Source organism: Algibacter sp. YIN40 (genome assembly GCF_057219435.1).
In genome coordinates, this window is the sequence record NZ_JBXVVC010000001.1 from 967,679 (window position 1) to 993,574 (window position 25,896).

Sequence of the window (25,896 nt, forward strand, 5' to 3'; positions counted from 1 at the left end):
TCCGAAGCGTTTTTTCTAAAAGTTTATTTTGGTAATTAACTTCTTACTAAATTATTTAGATAAGTTAATTTCAACACGTCTGTTATTAGCTCTACCAGCTCTAGTTTTGTTAGAATCGATTGGTTTAGATTCTCCATACCCTAGAGAAGAAAGTCTAAACTGATCAATACCTCCATTAATTAAATACTCTTTTACTGCGTTTGCACGAGCATCAGATAATTTTTGGTTAGAGTCTTCTCTACCTACACTATCTGTATGTCCTTCAACTGTAAATTTAGAAGTTGGGTATTCTTTTAGAATATTGATAATGTCACCTAATACAGCTTCAGACTGCTCTTTGATACTAGATTTACCAGAATCAAATAAGATAGTTTTAGCATACTCGTTTAAAGTTTTTTGAACTTCCTCAGAAACTTCTGGACATCCGTTGTTAGCAACAGTTCCTTTAACTTCTGGACATTTATCATCTTTGTCTAAAACTCCGTCACCGTCAGCATCTGGCCAAGGGCATCCTTTGTTTGCAGCAGGACCAGCAGTGTTAACACATGCATCGTCACCATCAGTTACACCGTCACCGTCAGCATCTGGACAACCAGCTAAAGCTTTTAGACCAGCAACAGTTGGACAGTTATCATCTTTATCAGCAACACCGTCACCATCACCATCAGGGCAACCATTAAACTCAGCAGCACCTGCTTCGTTTGGACAATCATCTTTACTATCTTCAATACCATCACCATCAGAATCTGGGCAACCGTTGAAAGCTTCTAAACCAGCAACATCTGGACAAGCATCATCTTTATCATATATACCATCGCCATCTGTATCTGTTCCTCCAAATTTGATAGAGATACCAGCAGTATGTTGGAAATGTGTTTGTAAGTAATCTTCAAAGGCATGTTTGTATGTTGACTGAAGAGTTAAACCAACATTTTCACTAAACCATAAGTTAAAACCTAAAGTTCCGTTTAATGTTCCAGCTCCAATTTCATCAACCCAAGTATAACCACCACCAAGACCTAAATATGGGTCGAAAGTGTTAAGGTTAAGTCTTTCACCAAGGCTGTACTTGATAGTTCCATCTACACCATAGTAAGATAAATCATCCACCCCAATAGATTCCCCGGCAGCATCTTCACCCCATTTGGTAATTTTGTTTAAAGAACCAGTAACTCCAAAAGAAAACCCATCTCCAACATATTTAGATACAGAAATAGTTGATAGTGAAGGTAAAATGTTGTAGTTGTCAACATCAAAGAATTTACTAAAAACAGTTTCGCTAAAAGGAGTATCATCTCCAGAAGGATAAGCGTCAACCGCATTTACCCCAATAGTAATTTGCCATGGGTTGTTTTCGTCTTGTGCATTTACGTTGCTATAACCAAGTACAAGCAACATAGCGAACAATAATCTGCTAAGATTTTTCATATTCAAAAGTTTAATTTTTAAGTGTTAATTGTCAGCAAAAGTAAGTTGTTAAATTTTATTAACAAAGACAAATATATAAAAATATTAGAGATTCCTTTTGTTAATCGATAGTTCAGAATGATTTTAGATAAAATTATAGCTAAGAGTGACTAGATATTACAAAATCATCTTATTATCTTGTGGTAGCTTGATACCATCTAAAGGACAGTTATATTTATATCATTATTTATATATATAAGAAGCTTGTTTATAACTTGTATCCCCATGTTTTCTAATACATCTTGATAAATCTGTAATTGTTGTGCATGTTTTTTGTTTTCAGCTCCGGTTTTATAGTCCATAATAATAACTTCATTTTTATGATTTAAGCAAACCCTATCTGGTCTTAGAATCATTCCGTTTTTGCATATAATATCACGTTCATTATATATAGTGTAATTTGAACTATAATATTCTTGGAGTTTAGGATGATTAATAATAGTTAAAATAGTTTTTTTAATTAAGTAAGCTTGGTTTTTATCTATGACTGATGACTTTATAAAATTATTAATAACAAGTTCAACATCATCTTGAGTATAAATTTGCGCCATGATATTATGAATAAGATTCCCTTTTTCTATAGCTTCTTGCTGATTGGTATCCCATAAATAGCCGGATTTAGTAACGACCTTAATATTATGATCTTCTTTTGAAGTTGAAATAAATTCATGTGTTAAACATGTATTATCTTCAATTTCTGCAATTGCTGAAACTTTTTGTTGATTTCCAAATTGATATGTTAACCCTAATTCATTCCAAAGACCTGCTTCTTTTAAGTAATTAATCAACAAACCTGAATATTTTTTATCGTTTACAACACCTTTTGAAGATGCATCTTTAGTTGATACAACATATAATTGCTCTATAGCTCTTGTTAAGGTTACATATAATAAATTAATATTATCTAATTCTAATTCAGATTGGTGTCTATTATAAATGTCAAACCCTTCCTCTCCAAATTGCTCAAAATCTTTGTTGTAATTTAATAGGGTATATGAAAAACCATTGTATTTTCCCTTATCTAGTTTAAACCATTCCCTAGGTTCTAGCTCCCGATAAATATCTAAATCGGCATAAGGGAATATTACCACAGGAAATTCCAGTCCTTTCGATTTATGAATAGTCATAATTTGGACAGCATTTTGCCCTTTTGGGGATATAACACTTAAACTTTCTTTTTTCTTTTCGAAGTAATCTAAGAATCCTGATATATCAGACCCTTTTTTTTGTGAAAAATCAAGAACGATATCGAGAAAAAACTGAATATAAGCATTAGATTTTTTAACCAAATCGAAACTTCTAATAATATCCTCTGTTAAATCATAAAGCGAAAGTTGCAATAAACTGTTGCTGTTAATAAATATGTTATAATTCACGAGGCTTTTAAATAATTCAGCTAATGGAAGATTTATGTGATTGATGAAAAAATTATGTTTGTCTTTAATATTGAATAAAAATACAAGGTAATTTAAAACCTTTATTTTTATGTCATTGTTTTTTGGCTGAATTAAAAGACCTAATAAGTCATTTATAAAAACGACCTCTTTGGAGTTATTAATAAGTAGGGTTTCGGAAGAAATAATAGGGATGCTATGTTGGCTTAAATAATTTGCAACAGCTACTCCTTCCTTTTTCTTTCTAACTAAAACGCAAATATCTTCAAGCAGAAACCCGTTATTAAGACAAGTTTTAATCTTATTTAAAACCTGTTCTGGGAATAATTCGTCTCTATCATCATCCTTTGTAATTTCTAAAAATGACAATTCTACATAGCCATCTTTCTCTTTGGTTATATTTTGTTGAGACCTTTCATAAAGGTCTTTATGTTCATCTGTAATAAGTGCAGTATTCGCTAAAAAATTGAAGAAACTATTGTTAAAGTTCACAATTTCTTTAAAACTCCTATAATTATTTTCAAGATTTTTAACATTTTGCTTTACTTGGAAGGGAGATGTTTTTTTATTAAATAAATCTATAAACTGTTCTGCTTTACCACCACGCCAACGATAAATAGCTTGTTTCGCATCGCCTACTAACATTGTGCTACCATTAATGCCTGACAAGGAATTGTCAAGCAGCGGAATTAAGTTTTCCCATTGCATGATTGATGTGTCCTGAAACTCATCAATGAAATAGTGCTTAAATTTTTCGCCTAACCGTTCATAAATAAAAGGAGTTGGCTGGTTTTTTATTTCGTCACTTATAATAGAGTTAAATTCTGAAATAAGCATTTTGTTTTGCTCTACTTTAAGCGCTTGTAATTCTTTATTTATAGCATTTAAAACAGATAGCGGTGTGATATTTCTATAGAATGCTTTTAAGAATTTTAAATGATAAACATCTGTTTTAATTCTTTTGAATTCGACTTCAATTTCAGGCAATAACGATTCGATAGTGCTTGCTAAATCAGGATCTAAAGTTTTGTTATAAATGCTTTTTCTTTCAGATATATTTTCTTCTAGCTTGTTGTCGTAAAGGTTATTTAAATCTAATTTTGAAGCTTTTTTAAAATGATTTGGAAGCGTTCCTCTACTAAAATCTGTATGTTCTAAGCCAGCTTCTTCAATTAAGGAAAGTACATTTTGAGCCTTCTCAATAGTGGTTTGTTCAGTGCTTGAAATTTCTACTCGCAATTGCGCCTTAAGTTCTTTAAAGTCATCTAAGGTTTTGTCTTTTAAAGATGCTATAAAAAACATATCGTTTTCATTAACTAGGAGTTTCGCAATCTTATTAAAATCTAAAGATACATCCCAACTTTTGTCGTCATCCGCTTTTTCAATTGCAAAATCCACAAGCGTTTTAGTAAGCATTTTATTTGTGCCAGCTTTAGCAATTAAACTTTCTACAGCTTCGCTAAGCATTGCATCCTGATCTAGTTCTACTTCAAAATTTAATGGTAGCTTTAGGTCGAAAGCAAATGTTCTAATTAGTTTATGCGTAAAACCATCAATAGTGCTAATATCGAAAGCTGCATAGTTATGTACTATATTGTTTAATAATTTTTCCGATTTATCGTGAAGCAGCTTTGGCTCTATTTGCAATTCTTCACAAATTGAATCAAACATGCTATCATGTTGAACCAGAATTGATTCATCTGAAAACGTTTTTAATGTATCTATTATACGTTCTTTCATTTCGGCCACAGCCTTATTTGTGAAAGTAATAGCCAGTATGCGCTTAAAAAGCTTATTGTTATTAGATTGGAATAAAATTTTCAAATATTCTTTTACAAGGGTATAGGTCTTCCCGCTTCCTGCAGAGGCATTATATATTGTGAAAGAATGATTTATTGGCATGAAGAATAATTTGCATACAAGATAAAAACTATCGATGGTTCCATAGCAATATATTATTTTTAATTGACCTGTTTTATGTGTAAATTTGAATGAAAATAAATACTAATATTTAAAACAAAAAATTATGGCTTTTGAATTACCAAATTTAGGATATGCCTATGATGCCTTAGAACCTCATATAGATGCAAGAACTATGGAGATACACCATACAAAGCATCATCAAGGATATACTAATAACTTAAATAATGCTATTGCAGGAACCGATTTAGAAGAAAAATCTATTGAAGATATTCTTGCAAATTTAGATATGAATAATGGAGCTGTTAGAAATAATGGAGGAGGATTTTTTAATCACTCATTATTTTGGACAGTTATGAATCCTGATGATAGAGGTTATTTATCTGGTGAATTAAAAGACGCTATAGAAGCTGCTTATGGTTCTAAAGATGAATTTATTGCTGCTTTTAGTAAAGCTGCTGCCACACGTTTTGGGTCAGGTTGGGCTTGGTTATGTGTACATAAAGGTGGGAAGGTAGAAATTTGTTCTACACCTAATCAAGATAATCCATTAATGCCAGGAGTAAGTTGTGGTGGCACACCAATCTTAGGGTTAGATGTATGGGAGCATGCATATTATTTAAATTACCAAAACCGTCGTCCAGATTACATTAATGCTTTTTTTAGTGTTGTTAACTGGAATGAAGTTGAAAGACGCTACGCCGAGGTAAAATAAAACACAAAATATTTTGGATAATAGAATCGCTTGGACTTTATGTTTAAGCGATTTTTTATGCACTTACACCAAAATATTTAAGTAATATAAAATGAAAAAGCTGAACTTTCGTTCAGCTTTTTGCCCCAAATCTACCATAAACTTAACCTACTTATGTTATGGTGACAACAAATTTAGGCAGGAGGTACTGTTTAAAAAAATATTTTAGTTAAACTACTAATATATTGGCTTAAACGGGTTTTGATGAAGTTTGAGAGTGAATATTGGAGAGCAATAATTATTAACAAAGCATAAAAAAAAGGTGAACGAGAGTTCACCTTTTTAGCCCCAAATCTACCATGAACTTAACCTACTTATGTTATGGTGATTCGAATATATATTACTACTTAGATATCTTAAAATATTTTGGCTAAACGACTTAAATATCGGCTTAAAAGAAATTGAGTGTTTAATGTGAGGACTTTATAGAATATATGGGAACGTAAGTTTAATGCATAAAAAAAGGCGAACAGAAGTTCACCTTTTTTTGCCCCAAATCTACCATGAACTTAACCTACTTATGTTATGGTGGTACCAATGTAGATGTATTTGCTAGAATTTGATTATTTTTTAGATGAACAGCATTTTTTTAAGATTAAATGTAGGTTTTATGGATTAACTGACAAAAATTTAATATTTTAAAATTAATAAGCACGTTCCTTATTGCCTTCATAAAAATTGATAAAAGCCTTATTTACAACCCTATTGCCTCCCACTGTTGGATAGTCTCCAGTAAAGTACCAATCACCTTTATGATTTGGGCATGCTTGATGAAGATTTTCAACAGTTTGAAAAATGATTTTTACCTCTGCATTTATAGAATCATCACTTAGTAATTCTGAAATTTTATCTGATATTTGTTCGTCTGTGAAAGAATTGTAAACTTCCTTTACAAAGTTCTGTACATCTTTGTCATCTAAACTTTCTTGCGCTTTACACTTATTATAAACATTGTCTATAATATGATAAGTATTGTTGTCTTTTAAAAGTGCTAATGCTGCTCTAAATGCCACTAAACTTTCAAGGTTAGCCATATCTATGCCATAGCAATCTGGATATCGTATTTGAGGAGCAGAAGAAACAACAACTATTTTTTTAGGGTTTAAACGATCTAACATTTTAAGGATACTTTTCTTTAATGTAGTTCCTCTTACAATACTATCGTCTATAATTACAAGGTTATCTTGGGGTTTTATTACTCCATAAGTAACATCGTAAACATGAGCTACTAAATCGTCACGGCTACTATCTTCCGTAATAAATGTTCTAAGTTTTACGTCTTTAATAGCAATCTTTTCAACTCTTGTGCGCTCAGATAATATCTCAGTTACTTTTTTAGCAGAAAGAGAACGTTGGCCATTTAATATTTGAGCTGTTTTCTTTATATTTAATAGCGCTTCTGCTCTTTCAATCATTCCGAAAAAAGAAGTTTCAGCAGTATTAGGAATATATGAAAACACAGTATTTTTGGTGTCATTATCTATGGCTTCTATAACTTTCGGCATCAATAATTCACCAAGCTTTTTACGCTCTTTATATATTTCGGCATCACTTCCTCTAGAGAAATAAATGCGTTCAAAAGAGCAGGCTTTTCGTTCTAGTGGGTCTAATATTTTCTTGATAGCAACCTCTCCAGATTTCTTTGTAATTATGGCATGTCCAGGTTCAAGTTCTTTAACATCCTCAAATTTCACATTGAACACTGTTTGAATTACAGGGCGTTCTGATGCTACAACCACCACTTCGTCATCTTGATAATAAAATGTTGGTCTAATACCGGCTGGATCTCTCAATACAAATGAATCGCCATGACCAATAAGCCCCGCCATAGCATAGCCACCATCCCAATTTTTTGCAGCTCTTTTTAATATTTTAGATACTTTTAAACGTTCAGCAATTAATGGAGATGCTTGTCTTTTATTATAGCCTTCTTTTTTTAAATCCTTATAAATTTTGCTTACGGCATCATCTAAGAAGTGACCAATCTTTTCCATAATAGTTATGGTATCGGTATATTCTTTAGGATGCTGGCCTAGTTCAATTAGATTACTAAATAATTCTTTAACATTTGTCATGTTAAAATTTCCAGCCATAATTAAATTTCTGTGCATCCAGTTATTTTGCCTTAAAAACGGATGTACACTTTCAACACTGTTTTTACCAAAGGTACCATAGCGTACATGTCCTAATAAAAGCTCTCCTATATATGGTAGATTCTTTTTTTGTGCAGCTACGTCTTCTTTATACTCAGGATGTATTTCAAATTCTTTATTAACGCGATCATTAATTTGAGCAAAAATGTCTTGAATAGGTTGTTGAGCAATGGATCTAACTCTACTTATGTAACGTTCGCCAGGATTGGTATTTAACTTAATGCTTGCAAAACCAGCGCCATCTTGACCACGATTGTGCTGCTTTTCCATCATTAAGTACATCTTGTTTACACCATAAAAAGCAGTTCCGTATTTTTCCTTATAATACTCTAGAGGTTTTAGTAGTCTAATTACTGCAATTCCACATTCATGTTTTAAAGCATCACTCATTTTGGAGTTTTATTTCAAATTAAAAACGCGCTCAATTTTGAGCGCGTTGGTTTATGTTAATTCTATTTCAAATTGTGTTAGTTGTTTAAACTGCAACAATCGTTTGTGTACTTCATGATCAGATAAATTTTGCATTCGCTCAGTTCCAAATTTTTCAACACAGAACGACGCTAAAGTTGAGCCATAAATAACTGCATTTTTCATGTTTTCAAAAGAAGTGTCGCCAGTTTTTGCAATATAACCTGCAAATCCTCCTGCAAAAGTATCACCTGCACCTGTTGGATCAAATACTTCCTCTAGTGGCAATGCTGGGGCATAAAACACATGGTCATTATTAAATAATAAGGCACCATGCTCTCCTTTTTTTATTACTACATATTTTGGACCCATTTCATGAATTTTTCTAGCTGCTACTACAAGAGAATATTCTCCAGTTAATTGTCTTGCCTCTTCATCGTTAATTGTAATAACATCTATTCGCTTTATAACGTTTAGTAAATCATCAAGAGCACAGTCCATCCAAAAATTCATAGTATCTAAAATCACAAGTTTAGGTTTGACTTCCATTTGATCTAACACACTTGCTTGAACTAAAGGGTGTAAATTGCCTAACATAACAACTTCGGCATCTCTATAATTTATAGGAACAACTGGATTAAAATCTGCTAGGGTGTTTAACTCTGTAACGAGTGTATCTCTAGAATTCATATCATTATGATAGCGCCCACTCCAAAAAAAGGTTTTGCCTTCTTTTACAATTTCGACACCAGATACATCAATATTTTTATTAGAAAGTAAATCTAAATATGCTTGTGGAAAATCTCCTCCAACAACAGAAACAGCGGCAGTATTAATATTAAAATGAGAAGCAGCTAATCCTATAAAAGTAGCTGCGCCACCTAGAATTTTGTCGGTTTTACCAAAGGGCGTTTCAATCGCGTCAAAAGCCACTGTTCCGACAATTACTAATTTACTCATGAAAAGGAGTTATATTTTTGTGCAAATATAATATGATTAAAATTAAAATGAGCATAAAAATCTAACTCTATCATATGCAATTTCTTATGTTATAAAATTTTTATATTTTCGTACGGTAAATTGTTTTATTTAAAGCCTCTCTATGAAACTAAACACTATTATAGCACTTTTTTTGTGTCTTAATACTTCTATACTTTGGTCTCAAGTTGGTATTGGGACTACAGATCCTTCTTCAGAATTAGAAATAGAAACAACAAACACGGGAATTCCTGCTTTACAATTAAATCCCCAATCTGCTCCAAATGGTGATGCGGATGGTCAGTTGGCTGTTATTGGAGATGCAACAAATGGTTATAAACTTTATCTGTACGATGATGTTAGAGATAAATGGTTAAGTGTTGAGGTTTCTGTTTTTCCATTTGGTAGAAACGGAAATGTTGATAACACGCCCATGAAGACAGCTGGAAATGTTAGCAATAATAGAGTTGGGTATCGTATGCCATTTAATGGAACAATTATACATGCATCAGTTAGGACTAACGATAATAGTGGTGCGCAAGCTAAACAGTTTGATATTCAAGTTAGAACTGGAAATGCAAATATTTCTAGTACACCTATAACAACCGTAGCGGCTGAAGCTACAAATACAACATTGAATGTAGATTTTTCTGCTGGAAATTATATTAATGTTCGGATTAATAATGACGGGAATGGAAATGTTAACAACCCTGTTATAACGCTTTGGGTTAAATGGCGTCAGTAATTATTTTCTTCCAAAATCCGCAGGTATTTCTCCCCATGCTTTAGTTTCCCATTTAACAATAACGGTGTAATAAGTATTTGTTTTCAGCCATTCTATTGCTCTATCTACTAGATTGAAAAGGGCTTTGTTTTTGTCGTTGCGTTTTAATTTGGTGTTGCATTTTTTCTTTTTAACCCAACTTATTGCTGTTTTAGAATCTGTATAAAGGATTCTGTCACTATTATTTTTCTTTAAAATTGCTAAGCCATGTACAATAGCAAGAAATTCACCTATATTATTTGTGCCTTCTTCAAACGGACCTTGAACAAATAATTGCTTTTTGGTTTTGGTATCAACACCGCGATATTCCATTTTACCTGGGTTACCACTTGACGCCGCATCAACAGAGATAGAGTGGTAATTGGGGAGTCCTATTTTTTTAAGTTGAGCTTCAGTAAGGTCACTTTTAAATTTTGAAGTTTTGCCAATATAATCTTTATAATGACCTTTCAGTGCTGTTTTAGCGGCTTCAAAAGTTGCAAATGATTTATATATAGCGCCTTGAAAATCTTTTATTTGAGCTTTACAGTCGTCCCATGATTCAAAGACACCAGTATGATGTCCTTTCCAAACGGTATAGTATTTTTTTTTCTTTTTACTCATTTAAAAGAGTTTCAACCACTTTTGGAAAATATTCCATTTCTAATCCATGAATTTTAGCAGCAACGTCATTAGCTGTATCATTTGATTCGACATCACATTTTGCTTGAAAAATTATAGCACCTTCGTCATAATATTCATTTACATAGTGTATAGTAATGCCAGTTTCAATTTCATTATTTTCAACTACCGCTTCATGAACATGCATTCCGAACATGCCTTTTCCTCCATATTTAGGTAAAAGCGCTGGATGGACATTTATAACTTTGTTAGGAAATTCATTTAAAATGTTTTTAGGAAATTTCCATAAAAACCCTGCTAATACTATTAAATCTGGATTTGATGCTTTTAAAATATTGAGTACGTCATTAGTTTTTGTAAATGCCATTCTATTGAATGTTAGTGCGCTAATTTTTAGTTTTTTTGCGCGTTCTAAAACTTTGGCATGGGGATTGTTAGTTAGCACTTGAATAACAGACGCATTATCGCTGTTGTGAAAAAACTTAATTAAATTTTCAGCATTAGTACCACTTCCGGACGCAAAGATTACAATACGTTTCATTTACAGACTATAATGTTATTATTATTCGAACAAAAAAAAGAATAATTATTAACAATTAGAAGGGAAAATATAAATACTTAAAGGTTATTTTAGTAATTTACCAGCACATTTTTATAGTAAAGATGTGTTTTAAAAATAAAGTTTTTTATTTTTGCCAACTAATTAAAACTTAAAATTAAAAGATTATGTCAGACATTGCATCAAGAGTAAAAGCGATTATCGTAGACAAATTAGGAGTTGATGAGAACGAAGTTGTAACTGAAGCTAGTTTCACAAACGATTTAGGAGCAGACTCATTAGACACTGTTGAATTAATAATGGAATTTGAAAAAGAATTTGATATTCAAATACCAGACGATCAAGCTGAAAATATTGCTACAGTTGGTCAAGCTATCTCTTATATAGAAGCTGCAAAATAAGTAAAATACTTTATGGAATTAAAGCGAGTTGTAGTCACAGGATTAGGGGCTTTAACACCAATTGGCAACACCAAAGATGAATTTTGGGACGGTTTAATTAGTGGTAAAAGTGGTGCTGCGCCTATAACATATTATGATACCGAGAAGTTTAAAACTAAGTTCGCTTGCGAATTAAAAGACTTCAATGCAACCGATTTTCTTGATAGAAAAGAGGCTCGAAAAATGGATAAATTTGCGCAATATGCTATGGTAGCTGCAGATGAAGCTATTGCAGATGCCAAATTGAATTTTGAAGAAGTCGATAAGTTGCGGGTAGGTGTTATATGGGGAGCAGGAATTGGTGGATTAGAAACTTTTCAGCAGGAAGTATTAAACTTTGCTGATGGTGATGGATCACCAAGATTTAACCCATTCTTTATTCCTAAAATGATTGCAGACATTGCACCTGCAAACATTTCTATTAAGCATGGTTTTATGGGGCCTAATTATACCACGGTTTCAGCATGTGCTTCTTCAGCTAACGCTATGTTTGATGCTTTAAACTCTATACGTTTAGGGCATTGTGATATTGTCGTTACAGGAGGAAGTGAAGCAGCTGTTACTATTGCTGGTATGGGAGGTTTTAACGCAATGCATGCACTGTCCACTAGAAACGAAAGTCCAGAAACAGCATCTCGACCATTTGATGGTTCAAGAGATGGGTTTGTTTTAGGAGAAGGTGCAGGAGCACTAGTTTTAGAAGATTATGAGCATGCTAAAGCAAGAGGAGCTAAAATATATGCTGAATTAGCTGGAGGAGGATTATCTTCTGATGCTTACCATATGACGGCACCTCACCCAGAGGGCATAGGTGTAATTGCAGTAATGAAAAATTGCTTAGAAAACGCTGGACTTAAGCCAGAAGATGTAGACCATATTAATACACATGGTACATCGACTCCTTTAGGGGATGTGGCTGAGTTAAAGGCGATTTCTAATGTATTTGGAAAACATGCAAAAAACATAAATATTAATTCAACAAAATCAATGACTGGTCACCTCTTAGGTGCAGCGGGAGCTATTGAAGCTATCTCGGTTATTATGGCCATGCAACACGGTATTGTTCCACCAACAATAAACCACACTACCGTTGATGAAAACATTGATCCAGAATTAAATTTAACACTAAATAAAGCTCAAAAAAGAGATGTTAAAGTAGCTATGAGTAATACATTTGGATTTGGCGGTCACAACGCCTGTGTAGTATTCAAAAAAATTAATTAAATCCCGAATGAATCTCATTCGTAACATACTAAATTCCCGTTTTCAACAAAACGGGAATTTTTTTATAGAATTAACTAAAATACTTGGGTTTAAACCTAAAAAAATCAAGGTTTACCAAAAGGCATTTACACATCGTTCTATGAATATAAAAGACAGTAAAGGAAATGCTGTTAATTATGAACGATTGGAGTTTTTAGGTGATGCCATGTTAAGTTCTGTAATTGCTTCACATTTATATCTTGAAGTCCCAAGTGGTGATGAGGGTTATTTGACTAAAATGCGATCTAAAATAGTAAGTAGAGAGCACTTAAACGAGTTAGGTAAAGACCTTAATCTTATAAACCTAGTCGAAAGTAAAATCCCTTCAGGACAGTTTGGAGACAATATTCACGGTAATTTGTTTGAAGCTTTGGTCGGAGCCATCTTTTTAGATAAAGGATACAAATACTGTGAAAACTTTATTTTTAAACGAGTTATTATTCCATATGTAGATATTGAAAAACTGGAAGGTAAGGTGATAAGCTATAAAAGTTTACTTATAGAATGGTGTCAAAAGGAAAAGAAAACTTTTGGATATAATGTTTATGAAGATACTGGCAATGATGAAGTACGCCATTTTTCGGTTAAGCTTTCTATAGATGATAAAATTATTGCCAAAGCTAGAGCAACATCAAAAAAGAAAGCTGAAGAGAAAGCTTCTAAGCGTGCATTTTTTGCTTTTCAAAGTAAAATGTCTCAAATGCTATAGGTTGTTTTTATATAAATTTCACTATAACGTTTTAGTTACAATTCTTCTTAACATCGGTTAGTTAGTATCATCTATAAGTTTTAGAAATACTATATTTACGCCGATAATTATAAGTTATGGCTGTTCACAAACTTATTCTTGATGATGTTTTTGATGAGGTAGATTATTTCTTAATTGGAATACATTGTACCATAGAAGATTATCGAGTCGCTTATCTTTTAAATAAAAATTTAGGAATAAATTTAGTAAGAAAGAAACACGATTTAGACTTTAATAATAGTAAATCAAACTATGCTATTTTTGGTTGGGAAGATAAAAAGCACATGACTACATGGAACTTAGTGTCAAATATTAGTAAGCGAGAAGACATTCAAAATAGTAATGTAAAATCGTTATTTGATTTACAAGGACCTATTACCAAAACATTTAATTTAGTACCGGAATACAAACAGGTTAACTATTTATTAAAAGTCGATAATGAGTATAATCAAACAAAAGAAAGATACATTCTAAACCGAATTTTAAGCATTCCTCAAATTATAACAGCCTATACTATTGACATAAGTCAATTAAAATCTAAGGACAATTTAATTTTTTACTAATGCCAAGAACAAAGAAAACCAAAATAGTAGCAACATTAGGACCTGCTTCAAGTACCCGAGATGTATTAAAAGGGATGCTAGATGAAGGGGTTAATGTATTCAGAATAAATTTCTCTCATGCAGATTATGCAGACGTTACCGAAAGAATCGAAATGATACGTTCACTTAACGATGAATTTGGATATAATGCCTCAATATTGGGTGATTTACAGGGCCCAAAGCTTCGTGTTGGAGTTATGAAAGAGGAAGTTGTAGTTAATCCAGATGATGAAATCATTTTCGCTACAGGTGAACGTTTTGAAGGAACTAAAGAACGTGTTTATATGACATATGATCGTTTTCCTCAAGATGCAAAACCAGGAGAACGTATTCTATTAGATGATGGAAAGTTAATATTTGAAGTAGTTTCAACAGACAAGAAAAGCGAAGTAACCGCGAAAGTTATACAAGGAGGGCCTTTAAAATCTAAAAAAGGAGTAAACCTCCCAAATACAAATATTTCACAGCCTGCACTTACAGAAAAAGATATTGAAGATGCAATTTTTGCAATAGGTCAAGATGTTGATTGGATTGCTTTGTCTTTTGTAAGACATGCGGAAGACCTTATGCAGCTTCGTGATTTAATAAATGAACATAGCGACCATAAAATTCCAATTATTGCAAAAATTGAAAAACCAGAAGCAGTAGAGAATATAGATAAGATTGTTGCACATTGTGATGGTTTAATGGTAGCACGAGGTGATTTAGGTGTGGAAGTGCCAGCTGAGGAAGTCCCATTAATTCAAAAACAATTAGTACTTCGCGCTAAAAAAGCTAGAATACCTGTTATCATCGCTACTCAAATGATGGAAACTATGATTTCTAGTTTAACGCCTACTAGAGCAGAGGTTAATGACGTAGCAAATTCGGTTATGGATGGTGCAGACGCCGTGATGCTTTCGGGAGAAACATCAGTTGGAAGTTATCCAATAGAAGTTATCAGACAGATGTCGGATATTTTAAAAAGTGTTGAAGATTCAAATCTTATTCAAGTCCCGCAATTACCGCCACATATTAGAACGAATAGGTATATTACAAAATCCATTTGTTATCATGCAGCAAATATGGCAAACGAAATAAATGCCAAAGCCATTTCAACGTTAACAAACAGTGGGTATACCGCGTTTCAAATATCCGCTTGGAGACCATCATGTCATATTTTAGTATTCACCTCTAACAAACGAATTTTAACAAGACTTAGTTTGCTTTGGGGCGTAAAAGCCTTTTATTATGATAAGTTTGTAAGTACCGATGAGACAATAGAAGATGTGAATGCGATAGCCTGTAAAAAAGGATATTTAGATGTTGGTGATATGTTAATTAGCTTAGCGGCAATGCCAATTCAAGAAAAAGGAATGGTTAACACCTTGCGTGTTACCGAAATAAAAACCTGTAGTTTTTAAATTATAATTTTTAAAATTTCACACAATTAGAAAGCTATCAACTTAAAGTTAAGTTGATAGCTTTCTTCATTTTGCCTGAATGAACTGGTGTTTTTTTAAAACTCAAACTTCAATTGAACACTTACGCTTTTTTTATCATTTTCTGTGGATACTTTTTTTTGTGAAATTTCAGTATTTAAATTAGATAAAGAAATACCCAGCAAACGCACAGAATTACTCAACGTGTCTTGATATAATAAGTCTTTAGCCGTTTCTAAAATAACACTTTTATCACTTAAATAATAAGGCAATGTTTTACTGCGAGTTTGTAATGTAAAGTCACTATATTTTATTTTAAGAGTCACTGTTTTTCCAGCAACATTACTTTTAATTAAGCGTTTAGAAACCTCTTCAGCGATATGTTCTAATTTTTCAAGCAGAAATATTTCGCTAGATAGGTTTTCACTAAAAGTGCGCTCTGCAGCTAGAGATTTTCGAATTCTATTAGGTTTTACTTTGCTGTTATGTATACCTCGAACAATATTGTAGTAAGACCGTCCTGACTTTCCGAAATGTTTTTCTAAATAATCTGCAGATTTCAGTTTTAAATCTAACCCAGTAAATATCCCTTTTTGATACATTTTTTCAGCAGTTACTTTGCCTATTCCATAAAACTCCCGAATATCTAAATGCTCAAGAAAATCAATTACTTCTTCAGGATTTACGGTTTTTTGTCCGTTAGGCTTGTTGTAATCACTGGCTATTTTAGCGATAAATTTATTAATTGAAATTCCAGCCGAAGCTGTTAGTCCAACTTCTTTAAAAATACGCTCTCTAATCTCACTAGCAATCAAAGAGGCACTCGGGTTTCCTTTTTTGTTTTCAGTAACATCTAAATAAGCTTCGTCGAGGGATAAAGGCTCTACCAAATCGGTATAATTATAAAAAATGCTTCTTACTTTTTTTGAAATTTCAGAATATCTTTCAAAATGAGGTCTCACAAAAATAATTTCAGGACATAGTTTAGCCGCTAAATTTCCAGCCATAGCACTTTTTACCCCAAACTTTCTTGCTTCATAGCTAGCCGCACTTACCACACCTCTTTTTCCACCACCACCAACAGCAACAGGCTTACCTTTAAGTTCAGGGTTATCCATTTGTTCAACAGAAGCATAAAAAGCATCCATATCTACATGAATAATTTTCCGAATTGGTAAATCGCTAGTCATAAAACAAAATTATGCTAATTTTGAATAATAAAATCTTAAATTTCAAAAACCAAATTCCAAATATTAACTTTTGAGTTTTGGTATTATAAAAGTTGAATCTGTTATTAAAGTATGGTTGAAATTGAGCGTAAATTTTTGGTGAATTCTGAAGTTTTCAAGGAAGAAGCTTTTCAAAAAACTAGAATAACTCAAGGGTTCTTAAATACTCATAAAGAAAGGACGGTTCGGGTAAGGCTAAAAGGAGAAAATGGGTTTTTAACAGTAAAAGGAAAGTCTTCTAATGATGGACTATCTCGATTTGAATGGGAGAAAGAAATTAGCGATACAGAAGCCAAATCACTTTTAAACTTATGTGAAAAAGGAATTATTGATAAAATAAGATACGAGATAAAAGTTGGGTTTCATATTTTTGAAGTTGATGAGTTTTTTGGGGATAATGAAGGTTTGATAATAGCAGAAGTTGAATTGAATACTAAAAATGAAACTTTTAGTAAACCTGATTGGCTTGGAGAAGAGGTGACAGGAGATATAAAATATTATAATTCACAGATAAGTAAACATCCGTATAAGAATTGGCAATAAATTTAATATTATGAAAAAATTAATTTTCCCTTTAATGTTATCTATCATTCTTTTTTCTTGCAAGGAAGAAGCTAAAACAGTAACCCCCGATTTAAATGAAATTGAAACGGAAGTTATTGAAGAAAGTAATGATAATGAAGCAATCGAAGTTGAAGAGATTAAAAAGTCAACAAAACAAATAAAAGAAGAATTAATCTCAAAAGGATTTAAGACTTTTGATTATGTTGATGAAAAAACACAGGATACAGTTTTAATGCAGCAATATTTTATTGCATTTTTAAAAAGAGGGCCAATTCGTGGGCAGAACGAAGAAGAAGCAGCTGAACTTCAAAAAGAGCATTTGGCTCATTTAACTAAAATGTACGAATTAGGATATGCAGATATTTCTGGACCTTTTGGTGATGATGGTGATATCCGCGGAATAACTATATATAATGTGCCTACACTTAAAATGGCAGATAGTTTAGCTAATGCAGACCCTATGGTAAAGGCAGGAAGATTAGAGATAGAATTACATCCTTGGTGGGCTGGAAAAGGATTTCCGTTGAGATAGAGAGTATTAGATAACACTATTGATGTTTTATTTTGTGCTTGTATAGTATTTGTATGGGTGAATATGTTGCTTCAAAACTTCTTATTTATATAATTTTATGATTTTGACTCTCGCAAGAGTTAATATTACTAAAATTATATATTATCAATAGGAATAATTTTTTAATCGTTTTTATCGTGGCATTTTGTGCCGTTTCTAATTCTTATGCACAACTTGGGTTTTGTACTGGGAACTCAGGAGCTCCCATTTTTACAGAGACTTTTGGAGTAGGAGTAACTAATAATTCGTTACCAGTAGGAATAACAACCTACCCATACTCCTCTGGATACCCTAATGATGGTTTTTATACAGTTTCTAACGGTACAATTGGCAATCCTTTTGATTGGCATCAAACACAAGATCATACAACTGGAGATACAAATGGCAAATGCCTTATTGTAAATGCGGCTGCATCTGCGGGAGAATTTTACAGAACTACAGTTTTAGGGCTTTGTGAAAATACTACATATGAGTTTTCAGCTTGGGTAATTAATTTGGTTCGAGCGAATACTTTTTGTTCAACACAACCAGGAGGAACGATTCCTATTAATGTTAGGTTTGAAATTTGGGATAGTACAGATACTAATTTATTAGCAAGCGGGAATACTGGAAACATTATCGAAACTTCAACACCAAACTGGCAAGAATACGGGTTAGTTTTTCAAACGTTGGCATTACAAAGCACAGTTATTCTTAAAATGATTAATAATGGTCAAGGTGGTTGTGGGAATGATTTGGCAATAGATGATATAGAGTTTAAAACTTGTGGTGATTTAATCACTGTTGAAGATTCAGCTAGCAATAATAGCGTAAGTCTTTGTTCACAGCAAGCACCTTACTCAACTACATTAACAGCTATTCCTGATAATACAGTTTTTAGTTCTCATTTTTACCAATGGCAAGAAAGTATAGACGGGATTTCATGGATTGATATTGCAGGTGCAACAAATTCTAATCTTAATGTTTCTGGGGTCACTACAACGAGGTATTACCGCTCAAAGGTAGCTGAGTCAGTAGTCAACGTTAATAACACTTCTTGCAATACATTGTCGAATGAATTTATAATTACAGTTAACCCTGCGGTTTTCCCTTCGTTCACTCAGATAGCTGCTATTTGTAACGGAGACACATTATCAGCATTACCAAACATTTCAACCGAAGGTATTACAGGAATCTGGAGTCCCGCTTTAGATAATACTGCTACCACAACTTATACTTTTACGCCAGATGTTGGCCAATGTGCAACAAGTCAAACAATGACTATTACAGTGGGTTCTATTATTACTCCTACCTTCACTCAAGTCGCTGATATTTGTAGTGGAGATACATTGTCTCCGTTACCATCTACCTCTAATGAAGGTATTACAGGAACTTGGAGTCCATTTGCAGACAACACAATGACCACAACTTATACATTCACACCAGGTGCTGGGCAATGTGCCAATAGTCAAACAATGACAATCACAGTTAATCCAATTGTGATACCTACTTTCACTCAAGTAGCTGCTATATGTAGTGGTGATACATTATCTGCATTACCTACCAGTTCAATTGAAGGTATTACAGGAACCTGGAGTCCAGCTTTGAATAATACTACTATCACAACCTATACTTTTACACCAGATGCAGGACAGTGTGCCAATAGTCAAACAATGACAATCACAGTTAATCCTATAGCGACACCCATGTTTACTCAAGTTACTGCTATTTGTAACGGAGATAGTTTGTCTGCATTGCCTACAAGTTCAATTGAAGGTATTTCAGGAACCTGGAGCCCTGCAATTGATAATACAATGACCACAACATATACATTCACTCCAGATGCTGGACAATGTGCTAATAGTCAGACAATGACTATTACAGTCAATCCAAATGGCACACCTACATTCACAGAAGTGGCTGCAATTTGTAATGGAGAAGCGTTGTCTACTTTACCAACAACATCGATAGAAGGTGTTACAGGAACATGGAGTCCAGCGTTGGATAATACAAAAACTACAACTTATACTTTTAACCCAGACCCAGGGTTTTGCCCTACAGCAGTTACTTTAACTATTGAAGTATTTGAGAATCCAGTTTTTTCTTTGGAAAACGAATATTCTATTTGTTTCGAGTTGAATGGTTCCATATTCATACCAACAATTATCGATACTGGCTTAAGCACTCCAGCCTATAGCTTTACATGGTTTTTAAATGGGGTACAAATAGTTGGTGCAGATCAAGGAAGTTATGTGCCTATTCAAGAAGGAAATTATGAAGTTTTCGTTCAAAATACGAGTACCATCTGCGAAAGTAGTTTATCAACTACTGTGACTGCTTTATTTGAACCAGATTTTGAAGCTGAAGTAGTTACTGATGCTTTTTCAGATATTCAAACCATTCAAGTAAATACTAATAATAGTGGGGGTTTTGAATATCAATTAGATGATGGTTCATGGCAGGATAATCCTATTTTTAGTAATGTTTCAATTGGTGAACATATTGTAGCTGTGAGAGATAAAAGAGGTTGTATAGAAAGTAATAGAACCGTAGTAGTTATGGGTTACCCTAAATATTTTACACCTAATGGTGATAATACCCATGATACCTGGAATATAGTAGCTCCAACAAGCCCAATAAACTATTTAGCTTCAGCGAAGGTTTTAATATTTGACAGATATGGAAAATTATTAAAGCAAATATCTCCATCTGGAGATGGATGGAGGGGAACTTATAATGGTATACCAATGGCCACAGACGATTATTGGTTTATTGTGGAATATAATGAACCAAGGACTGGAGAACGAAAGATTTTTAGATCTCACTTTACATTGAAGCGCTAGTTTGAAATTTCTATTCGGCGTTTAACTTCATTTCCAAATTCATCCATCACGGTAACAATATGTTTTCCAGTATTGGGCTTTATTGCCATCTCATGCATATCTTTTGTGCTACCAATAAAAGTCTCATCAATATACCAAAATACCGTACTTTCAGGCTTGGAGTGGGCAATTTTTAAAATAAGGTCATTCGTTTCTCCATCAAAATCTTTTGGTAAGAAAATAGTATTATTTGCTTTGGGGTAGATAAATTCAATAGAAATAGTATTTTCTCCTATACAATCACTCCTAAACTTTGGAACAGCTTTGTAAAAAGGATTTTTAGCTTTATAATAATGAGCCATTAAAGGAGGTAAGACAAACCAAGATTTATGTTTGATATTATTCAGATCTTCACAAGAAGAATTCACTTGAAAACCTTCATTTTTATCTAAATGAATTAAAACATGGTAGGGGCAAGGTTTCGTTTTTAAACCATTTATTTGAATAAATTTTTCTTCAATATTATTACAGTTTTGTGATGCTCTATGGCCACTTTCTTTGCATACAGAAACTTGTTGCATTTCATCGAAAGGTTTATCAAACCAATTGCTATTCGGCAGTAAATCAAATACATCAAACAAAATTGGCGCAGCCGTTTGCACACCAATTAAACCTGGTCTGCCCTCGCCATCGGCATTTCCAACCCAAACACCAACTACATAATCTTTGGTTGTACCAATAGCCCAAGCATCTCTAAATCCGAAACTAGTGCCTGTTTTCCAAGCTATTTGTTTCGAACCATCAAAGAATTTCCAATTTTCATCACTTTCAGGTCTGTTTACTTCCTTTAAACTTTCATAGGTTAAATATATTGACGCGGCATCAAAAAGAGTTTTATCTGAAATTGTTTTTCCGAAGTCAATTTTATTCGAAGAAAAAAAAGTAGGTTCACAAAATTCATTAGAAAAGTATTCGCTTGAAGATTCAGAGAAGTGATTTAAGGTTGAAGAGAGTGCAGCATAACTTTTACATAAATCCCAAAGATTGCTTTCTGCACCACCAAGAATAAGCGACAAACCATAGTGATTTGCATTATATTTTAAATCTTTGAGTTGCAATTGTTTTAGATAATGGTGAAATCGGTCTAGTCCAAATTCTTGTAACATTCTTACAGCAGGAACATTTAGAGAACGTGATAATGCTTTGCTCGCTGGTATTGCCCCTGAATATACTTTGTCATAGTTTTCAGGATTGTAACTTCCATATTGTGTCGGGACATCTGCTACTAATGTGTTTGGAAGCAATTCCCCAGAATCTAACATGGCAGCATATAAAAAGGGTTTTAAAATGCTACCCGTACTTCTGGGTTTGTTAATAATGTCTACATCTTTTTGGTGGGCTTTATCGGTTGGAGTATTACCAATATAAGCTAATACCTGTCTTGTTTTTACATCCAAAACTAAAACGGCAGCATTATAAATTTCATTTTGACTTAATTGATTGTAATGTGTTTTTACAATGTGATTAACATCGTTTTGAAGTTTTGCATCAACGGTTGTTTGAACATGACTTCCATGATGAGTTTGTGCAATTTTTTGCAATAAATGATGAGCTATTTGAGGTAACGGGTAAGGCTTTTTAGGTAAACCTTCAGCAATGGATAATTCATAAGTTAAGGTGTCAATAATCTTACTGGCTAATAGCTTTTTGAGCAATCGATTACGTTTTTTTAATAAGCGTTGTTGGTTTTTACCTGGATAAATTAAACTTGGGGCATTTGGTAAAACCGCTAAAGTGGCACTTTCTGCCCAAGATAATTCGTTAGGATTTCTATTGAAATACCGCCATGAGGCTGCATCCAAACCAACAACATTACCGCCAAAGGGAGCATTGTTACTGTAATAAGCTAGAATTTGTTTTTTAGAATCTCGTAACTCCAAACGAGTGGCGAGAATAATTTCTTTAATTTTTTCTGAATAAGTTCTGGGTTGCCCTTTTCTTGAGAGTCGAATAACTTGTTGTGTTAAGGTGCTTCCGCCTCTTTTTATAGAACCAGATTTTATGTTGTTCCTTAAAGCTTTGAAAATAGAAAATGGATTAAACCCAGGGTGCTTATAAAAATAAGCATCTTCAAATTGAATAATACAAGTTTCAAATTTTCTTGGAATAGAATCATTATGTGGAAATCGCCACTGCCCATCATTTGCAATTTGGGCACCCAACAATTCATTCTTTAAATCTGTAATAACCGTTGCCGTAGGGTCATTAAAAAGTTGTTTAGGCAAAGAGAAAGCATAAACAATTAATAATACAGCAATAATAGCCGACTTAATTTTATGTTTTTTTATGTACTTTGTTATTCTTGTCAACCCGTTGTGCATTTTGAAAAATTCTGTCAATTCGAGTGAATTTTACGATTGAAATGCGTGAAATTTGTCTCGAGAATAAGAATTTTAGTATCAGAATTAGTTCTCGATACGATTTTTTATCAAAAAAATCACTCGAACTGACATTTTGGTAACTACTTTAACTCAAAATGCCCAACGAGTTCTTGTCACTTAAAATATATACTCTAAACGTTTGAGATTAGATGTATTTTAAGATAATTTTATAATAGTGTTGTTAAATTTATTTTCTGAAAAAATCGTACTCGCGTTCTACTTTGCAAATCCTTACGTTATACCAACCATACCAATCTGTTCTTCCTTTTTGTTGTGCTTGTAAATGCTCACTTTGTTGCTTCCAGTTTTTAATATCATCCAGAGTTTCCCAATAACTCACCGTAATTCCAATCGCCCCGCTGAGCGCAGTCAAAGTGTTGTTTCTTGCACTATCCAATCCAAGAAAACCATTTTGTTGTTTAGCTAGATGTTCCATCCTATAAGCCATTTCAGAGTAACCTTCAACATTTTCATTTTGAGTTGAGGTGAAAATAACAGCGTAGTAAGATTCGAAATTTTCTTTCATGTTTTATTTTTTTTATCCTAGGTTAATAGTAGAAATCTATTGGAATAATGATTTTTATCGCTTAAAATATTTTTTAAATAGTCAAATTACACATAATTCAATTATAGATTTCCATATTTGAGACGATTTCATAAATTAAACCCTATTTTTCACTAATATAGCAGATTCTATTCTTTAAAGTATCATTAATAAAAAGCTAAACATACTATTTTTTGTCTTGCTAAGTATTTCAGTTTCAAAATTGAATGCGCAGTTAGGTTTTTGTGCAGGCAACTCTGGCGATCCTATTTTTACAGATAATTTTGAATCAGGAACTACTAGTACGCAACTACCTTCGGGAACTACTAGTTATATCTTTAACCCAAACAATCCATTTGATGGACAATATAAAGTATCGAACAACACAAACTCTTTTGGATGGTTCGATATTAATGATCATACACCTAACGATACCAATGGTAAGATGCTTATTATTAATGCAGATTTTACTGCTGGAGAGTTTTACAGGACAACAATTAATAATCTTTGCGAAAATACTTCTTATGAGTTTTCATCTTGGATGATAAATTTATCGCCTTCTTTTGATTGTAGCGGCTCTCCAATTCCTATAAACGTAAGATTTGAAATTTGGGACATTACGGACACTATTTTATTGGCAAGTGGAGATACTGGAAGTATAAATGGGACTTCAAGTCCAAATTGGCAACAGTATGCGTTGGTTTTTCAAACGGTTTTTGGTCAGTCTTCAGTCATATTAAAAATGCGAAATAACGGTGTTGGAGGCTGTGGAAATGATTTAGCTTTAGATGATATCGTGTTTAAAACTTGTGGAGACAGGATAATAATTCAAGACCCTATGGGAGATAATTCTGTTTCAATATGTGAAAATAGTGTTCCTTACACAACCACTTTAACAGCGACACCTGATTTTGCAATTTTCTCATCCCACTTTTACCAATGGCAAGAAAGTACAGATGGGATTAGTTGGATTGATATCATGGGAGAAACTAGCGACACATACACCACAGCTCCAGTAAATAATACAACATATTATCGCGTAAAAGTAGCGGAAGATTTAGTTAATGTAAATAATGATTCTTGTAATTCTTCTTCTGAAATTTTTGAAATAAATATCATCCCATTCCCTAATGCACCAATAAGTAATGGTGATCTAGCGATTTGTGAAGACGACACAACACCGCTTTCTGTTACTGCTCCTAATGCTGTTATAGTAAATTGGTACGATGCCCCTGTTGCAGGTAATCTGCTCCTTGCAAATAGCCAAACTTTTAATCCAACGACTTCAGGAATTTATTATGCCGAAGCAGAAACCATAAATAGTGCATGTCTATCAGATTCAAGAACACCAGTAGAAATTACATTTTTTGAAACACCAGAAGTAGAAGATGAAGCCTTAGAGTTTTGTGAGAATGTCACAACAACTGTAAATGCGAATGTTGCTAATACGGCGTCAATTAACGAAAGTTATTTTTGGAGAGACACAGGGGAAATTACTGAAAGTATCGATGTTTCTAACGCAGGCACTTACACGGTTGAAGTCTCAAATGGAAGTTGTATAGTAACCAAATCAATTGTACTTTCTCAAATAAATAACCCGATAATTGGTTCTGTTGAATCTGATGGTAGAGATATTATTATTACAACCACAAATACAGGAGATTTTTTATATTCTTTAAACGGAACTACATTTCAGTCGAGTCATATTTTTAAAACTGTCGAGGGTGGATTGTATACAATTTATGTGAAACATCGCGATTGTGATGAAGTTATAACAACAAATCATATTCATTTTTACATACCTAAATTCTTTACGCCAAACGGCGACCGTGTTAATGATACATTTAATTTAAAAGGGATTGAGTTTTATACTAGCTCAAGTGTCTCAATTTTTAATCGCTACGGTAAATTATTAAAAAATGCGACTAATAGTGCATTCGCATGGAATGGGAGTTTCAATGGAGAAAAATTACCAACCGATGATTATTGGTATGTAATTGTTATTGATGGTCAGAAGTTTACAGGGCATTTTACTTTAAAGAGATAATTTGATTACCCTGAACTTGTTTCAGGATTTCAACTAAATAATTTTATTTGGGCGTTACCAATCCCGATAGTTAACGGGAGGTCGGGCTGGAGTTTATCCTGAGCGTAGTCGAATGGTTTCAAATCCTCGCTCTTACCTCGCTGTGTACTTTCCACAGCAATCTCTTAGGTTTGTATTTGAAATAAAT

Annotated in this window: 20 protein-coding genes; 11 read left to right on the forward strand and 9 right to left on the reverse strand. The window is 33.1% G+C overall.

Annotation, left to right across the window (positions count from 1 at the left end; genetic code table 11):
* Positions 1 to 51: 51 nt before the first annotated feature.
* The gene (locus AC2D6V_RS04555; protein ID WP_484646865.1) at positions 52 to 1,428 is read right to left on the reverse strand and encodes an OmpA family protein; all 1,377 of its coding nucleotides are present in this window, start codon (positions 1,426 to 1,428) and stop codon (positions 52 to 54) included.
* A gap of 197 nt (positions 1,429 to 1,625) precedes the next feature.
* A complete protein-coding gene (locus tag AC2D6V_RS04560) occupies positions 1,626 to 4,763 on the reverse strand; it encodes a UvrD-helicase domain-containing protein (protein ID WP_484646866.1) in 3,138 nt (1,045 codons plus the stop codon).
* Between the two features lie 124 nt (positions 4,764 to 4,887).
* Here AC2D6V_RS04560 and AC2D6V_RS04565 point away from each other — a divergent pair, with 124 nt between their 5' ends.
* Positions 4,888 to 5,496 carry a superoxide dismutase gene (locus AC2D6V_RS04565; RefSeq protein ID WP_484646867.1) on the forward strand — a complete coding sequence of 203 codons (609 nt, stop codon included), beginning with the start codon at positions 4,888 to 4,890 and terminating at the stop codon, positions 5,494 to 5,496.
* Positions 5,497 to 6,179: 683 nt separating this feature from the next.
* On the opposite strand, the gene AC2D6V_RS04570 is transcribed toward AC2D6V_RS04565, so the two are convergent.
* Both AC2D6V_RS04570 and AC2D6V_RS04575 read right to left on the reverse strand, forming a co-directional pair.
* Complete coding sequence (locus tag AC2D6V_RS04570; protein ID WP_484646868.1) at positions 6,180 to 8,078, reverse strand: amidophosphoribosyltransferase; 1,899 nt, start codon at positions 8,076 to 8,078, stop codon at positions 6,180 to 6,182.
* A 51-nt stretch (positions 8,079 to 8,129) separates the two neighbouring features.
* Entirely contained in the window at positions 8,130 to 9,056 is a 927-nt protein-coding gene (locus AC2D6V_RS04575; RefSeq protein WP_484646869.1) for a PfkB family carbohydrate kinase, read from the reverse strand.
* 142 nt (positions 9,057 to 9,198) lie between these two features.
* On the opposite strand from AC2D6V_RS04575, the gene AC2D6V_RS04580 reads away from it, so the two are divergent.
* Positions 9,199 to 9,819 carry a hypothetical protein gene (locus tag AC2D6V_RS04580; RefSeq protein ID WP_484647530.1) on the forward strand — a complete coding sequence of 207 codons (621 nt, stop codon included), beginning with the start codon at positions 9,199 to 9,201 and terminating at the stop codon, positions 9,817 to 9,819.
* On the opposite strand, the gene AC2D6V_RS04585 is transcribed toward AC2D6V_RS04580, so the two are convergent.
* A complete protein-coding gene (locus AC2D6V_RS04585; RefSeq protein ID WP_484646870.1) occupies positions 9,820 to 10,461 on the reverse strand; it encodes a ribonuclease H1 domain-containing protein in 642 nt (213 codons plus the stop codon).
* Entirely contained in the window at positions 10,454 to 11,020 is a 567-nt protein-coding gene (gene purN, locus AC2D6V_RS04590; RefSeq protein WP_484646871.1) for a phosphoribosylglycinamide formyltransferase, read from the reverse strand. Before purN ends, AC2D6V_RS04585 begins: the two co-directional genes overlap by 8 nt.
* Positions 11,021 to 11,205: 185 nt before the next feature.
* Here purN and AC2D6V_RS04595 point away from each other — a divergent pair, with 185 nt between their 5' ends.
* The 5 genes from AC2D6V_RS04595 (at position 11,206) to pyk (ending at position 15,494) form a co-directional block, all read left to right on the forward strand.
* The gene (locus tag AC2D6V_RS04595) at positions 11,206 to 11,439 is read left to right on the forward strand and encodes an acyl carrier protein (RefSeq protein WP_007647141.1); all 234 of its coding nucleotides are present in this window, start codon (positions 11,206 to 11,208) and stop codon (positions 11,437 to 11,439) included.
* 12 nt (positions 11,440 to 11,451) lie between these two features.
* Complete coding sequence (gene fabF, locus AC2D6V_RS04600; RefSeq protein ID WP_484646872.1) at positions 11,452 to 12,702, forward strand: beta-ketoacyl-ACP synthase II; 1,251 nt, start codon at positions 11,452 to 11,454, stop codon at positions 12,700 to 12,702.
* Between the two features lie 7 nt (positions 12,703 to 12,709).
* Positions 12,710 to 13,450 (forward strand): ribonuclease III, encoded by a 741-nt coding sequence (rnc, locus tag AC2D6V_RS04605; RefSeq protein WP_484646873.1) that lies wholly within the window; start codon positions 12,710 to 12,712, stop codon positions 13,448 to 13,450.
* Positions 13,451 to 13,566: 116 nt separating this feature from the next.
* A complete protein-coding gene (locus AC2D6V_RS04610; RefSeq protein ID WP_484646874.1) occupies positions 13,567 to 14,052 on the forward strand; it encodes an IPExxxVDY family protein in 486 nt (161 codons plus the stop codon).
* Complete coding sequence (gene pyk, locus AC2D6V_RS04615; RefSeq protein WP_484646875.1) at positions 14,052 to 15,494, forward strand: pyruvate kinase; 1,443 nt, start codon at positions 14,052 to 14,054, stop codon at positions 15,492 to 15,494. The genes AC2D6V_RS04610 and pyk overlap by 1 nt, the downstream gene beginning before the upstream one ends.
* Positions 15,495 to 15,589: 95 nt before the next feature.
* Here the strand turns inward: pyk and dinB are convergent, their stop codons facing one another.
* Positions 15,590 to 16,702: a DNA polymerase IV gene (dinB, locus tag AC2D6V_RS04620; RefSeq protein WP_484646876.1), complete on the reverse strand. Its 1,113-nt coding sequence runs from the start codon at positions 16,700 to 16,702 to the stop codon at positions 15,590 to 15,592.
* Positions 16,703 to 16,813: 111 nt separating this feature from the next.
* On the opposite strand from dinB, the gene AC2D6V_RS04625 reads away from it, so the two are divergent.
* The 3 genes from AC2D6V_RS04625 to AC2D6V_RS04635 all read left to right on the forward strand — a co-directional run bounded on the left by AC2D6V_RS04625 (position 16,814) and on the right by AC2D6V_RS04635 (position 20,698).
* Complete coding sequence (locus tag AC2D6V_RS04625; protein WP_484646877.1) at positions 16,814 to 17,284, forward strand: CYTH domain-containing protein; 471 nt, start codon at positions 16,814 to 16,816, stop codon at positions 17,282 to 17,284.
* A gap of 10 nt (positions 17,285 to 17,294) precedes the next feature.
* The gene (locus AC2D6V_RS04630) at positions 17,295 to 17,837 is read left to right on the forward strand and encodes a YciI family protein (protein ID WP_484646878.1); all 543 of its coding nucleotides are present in this window, start codon (positions 17,295 to 17,297) and stop codon (positions 17,835 to 17,837) included.
* A gap of 176 nt (positions 17,838 to 18,013) precedes the next feature.
* Positions 18,014 to 20,698: a T9SS type B sorting domain-containing protein gene (locus AC2D6V_RS04635; RefSeq protein ID WP_484646879.1), complete on the forward strand. Its 2,685-nt coding sequence runs from the start codon at positions 18,014 to 18,016 to the stop codon at positions 20,696 to 20,698.
* Here the strand turns inward: AC2D6V_RS04635 and pbpC are convergent.
* Both pbpC and AC2D6V_RS04645 read right to left on the reverse strand, forming a co-directional pair.
* The gene (gene pbpC / locus AC2D6V_RS04640; RefSeq protein ID WP_484647514.1) at positions 20,695 to 23,058 is read right to left on the reverse strand and encodes a penicillin-binding protein 1C; all 2,364 of its coding nucleotides are present in this window, start codon (positions 23,056 to 23,058) and stop codon (positions 20,695 to 20,697) included. The two genes, AC2D6V_RS04635 and pbpC, sit on opposite strands and share 4 nt — an antisense overlap.
* Before the next feature lie 247 nt (positions 23,059 to 23,305).
* On the reverse strand, positions 23,306 to 23,644 hold the full coding sequence (locus tag AC2D6V_RS04645; RefSeq protein WP_484646880.1) for an antibiotic biosynthesis monooxygenase family protein: 339 nt from the start codon (positions 23,642 to 23,644) through the stop codon (positions 23,306 to 23,308).
* 217 nt (positions 23,645 to 23,861) lie between these two features.
* Between AC2D6V_RS04645 and AC2D6V_RS04650 the strand changes: the two genes are divergently transcribed.
* On the forward strand, positions 23,862 to 25,709 hold the full coding sequence (locus tag AC2D6V_RS04650; protein WP_484646881.1) for a T9SS type B sorting domain-containing protein: 1,848 nt from the start codon (positions 23,862 to 23,864) through the stop codon (positions 25,707 to 25,709).
* Positions 25,710 to 25,896: the final 187 nt, after the last annotated feature.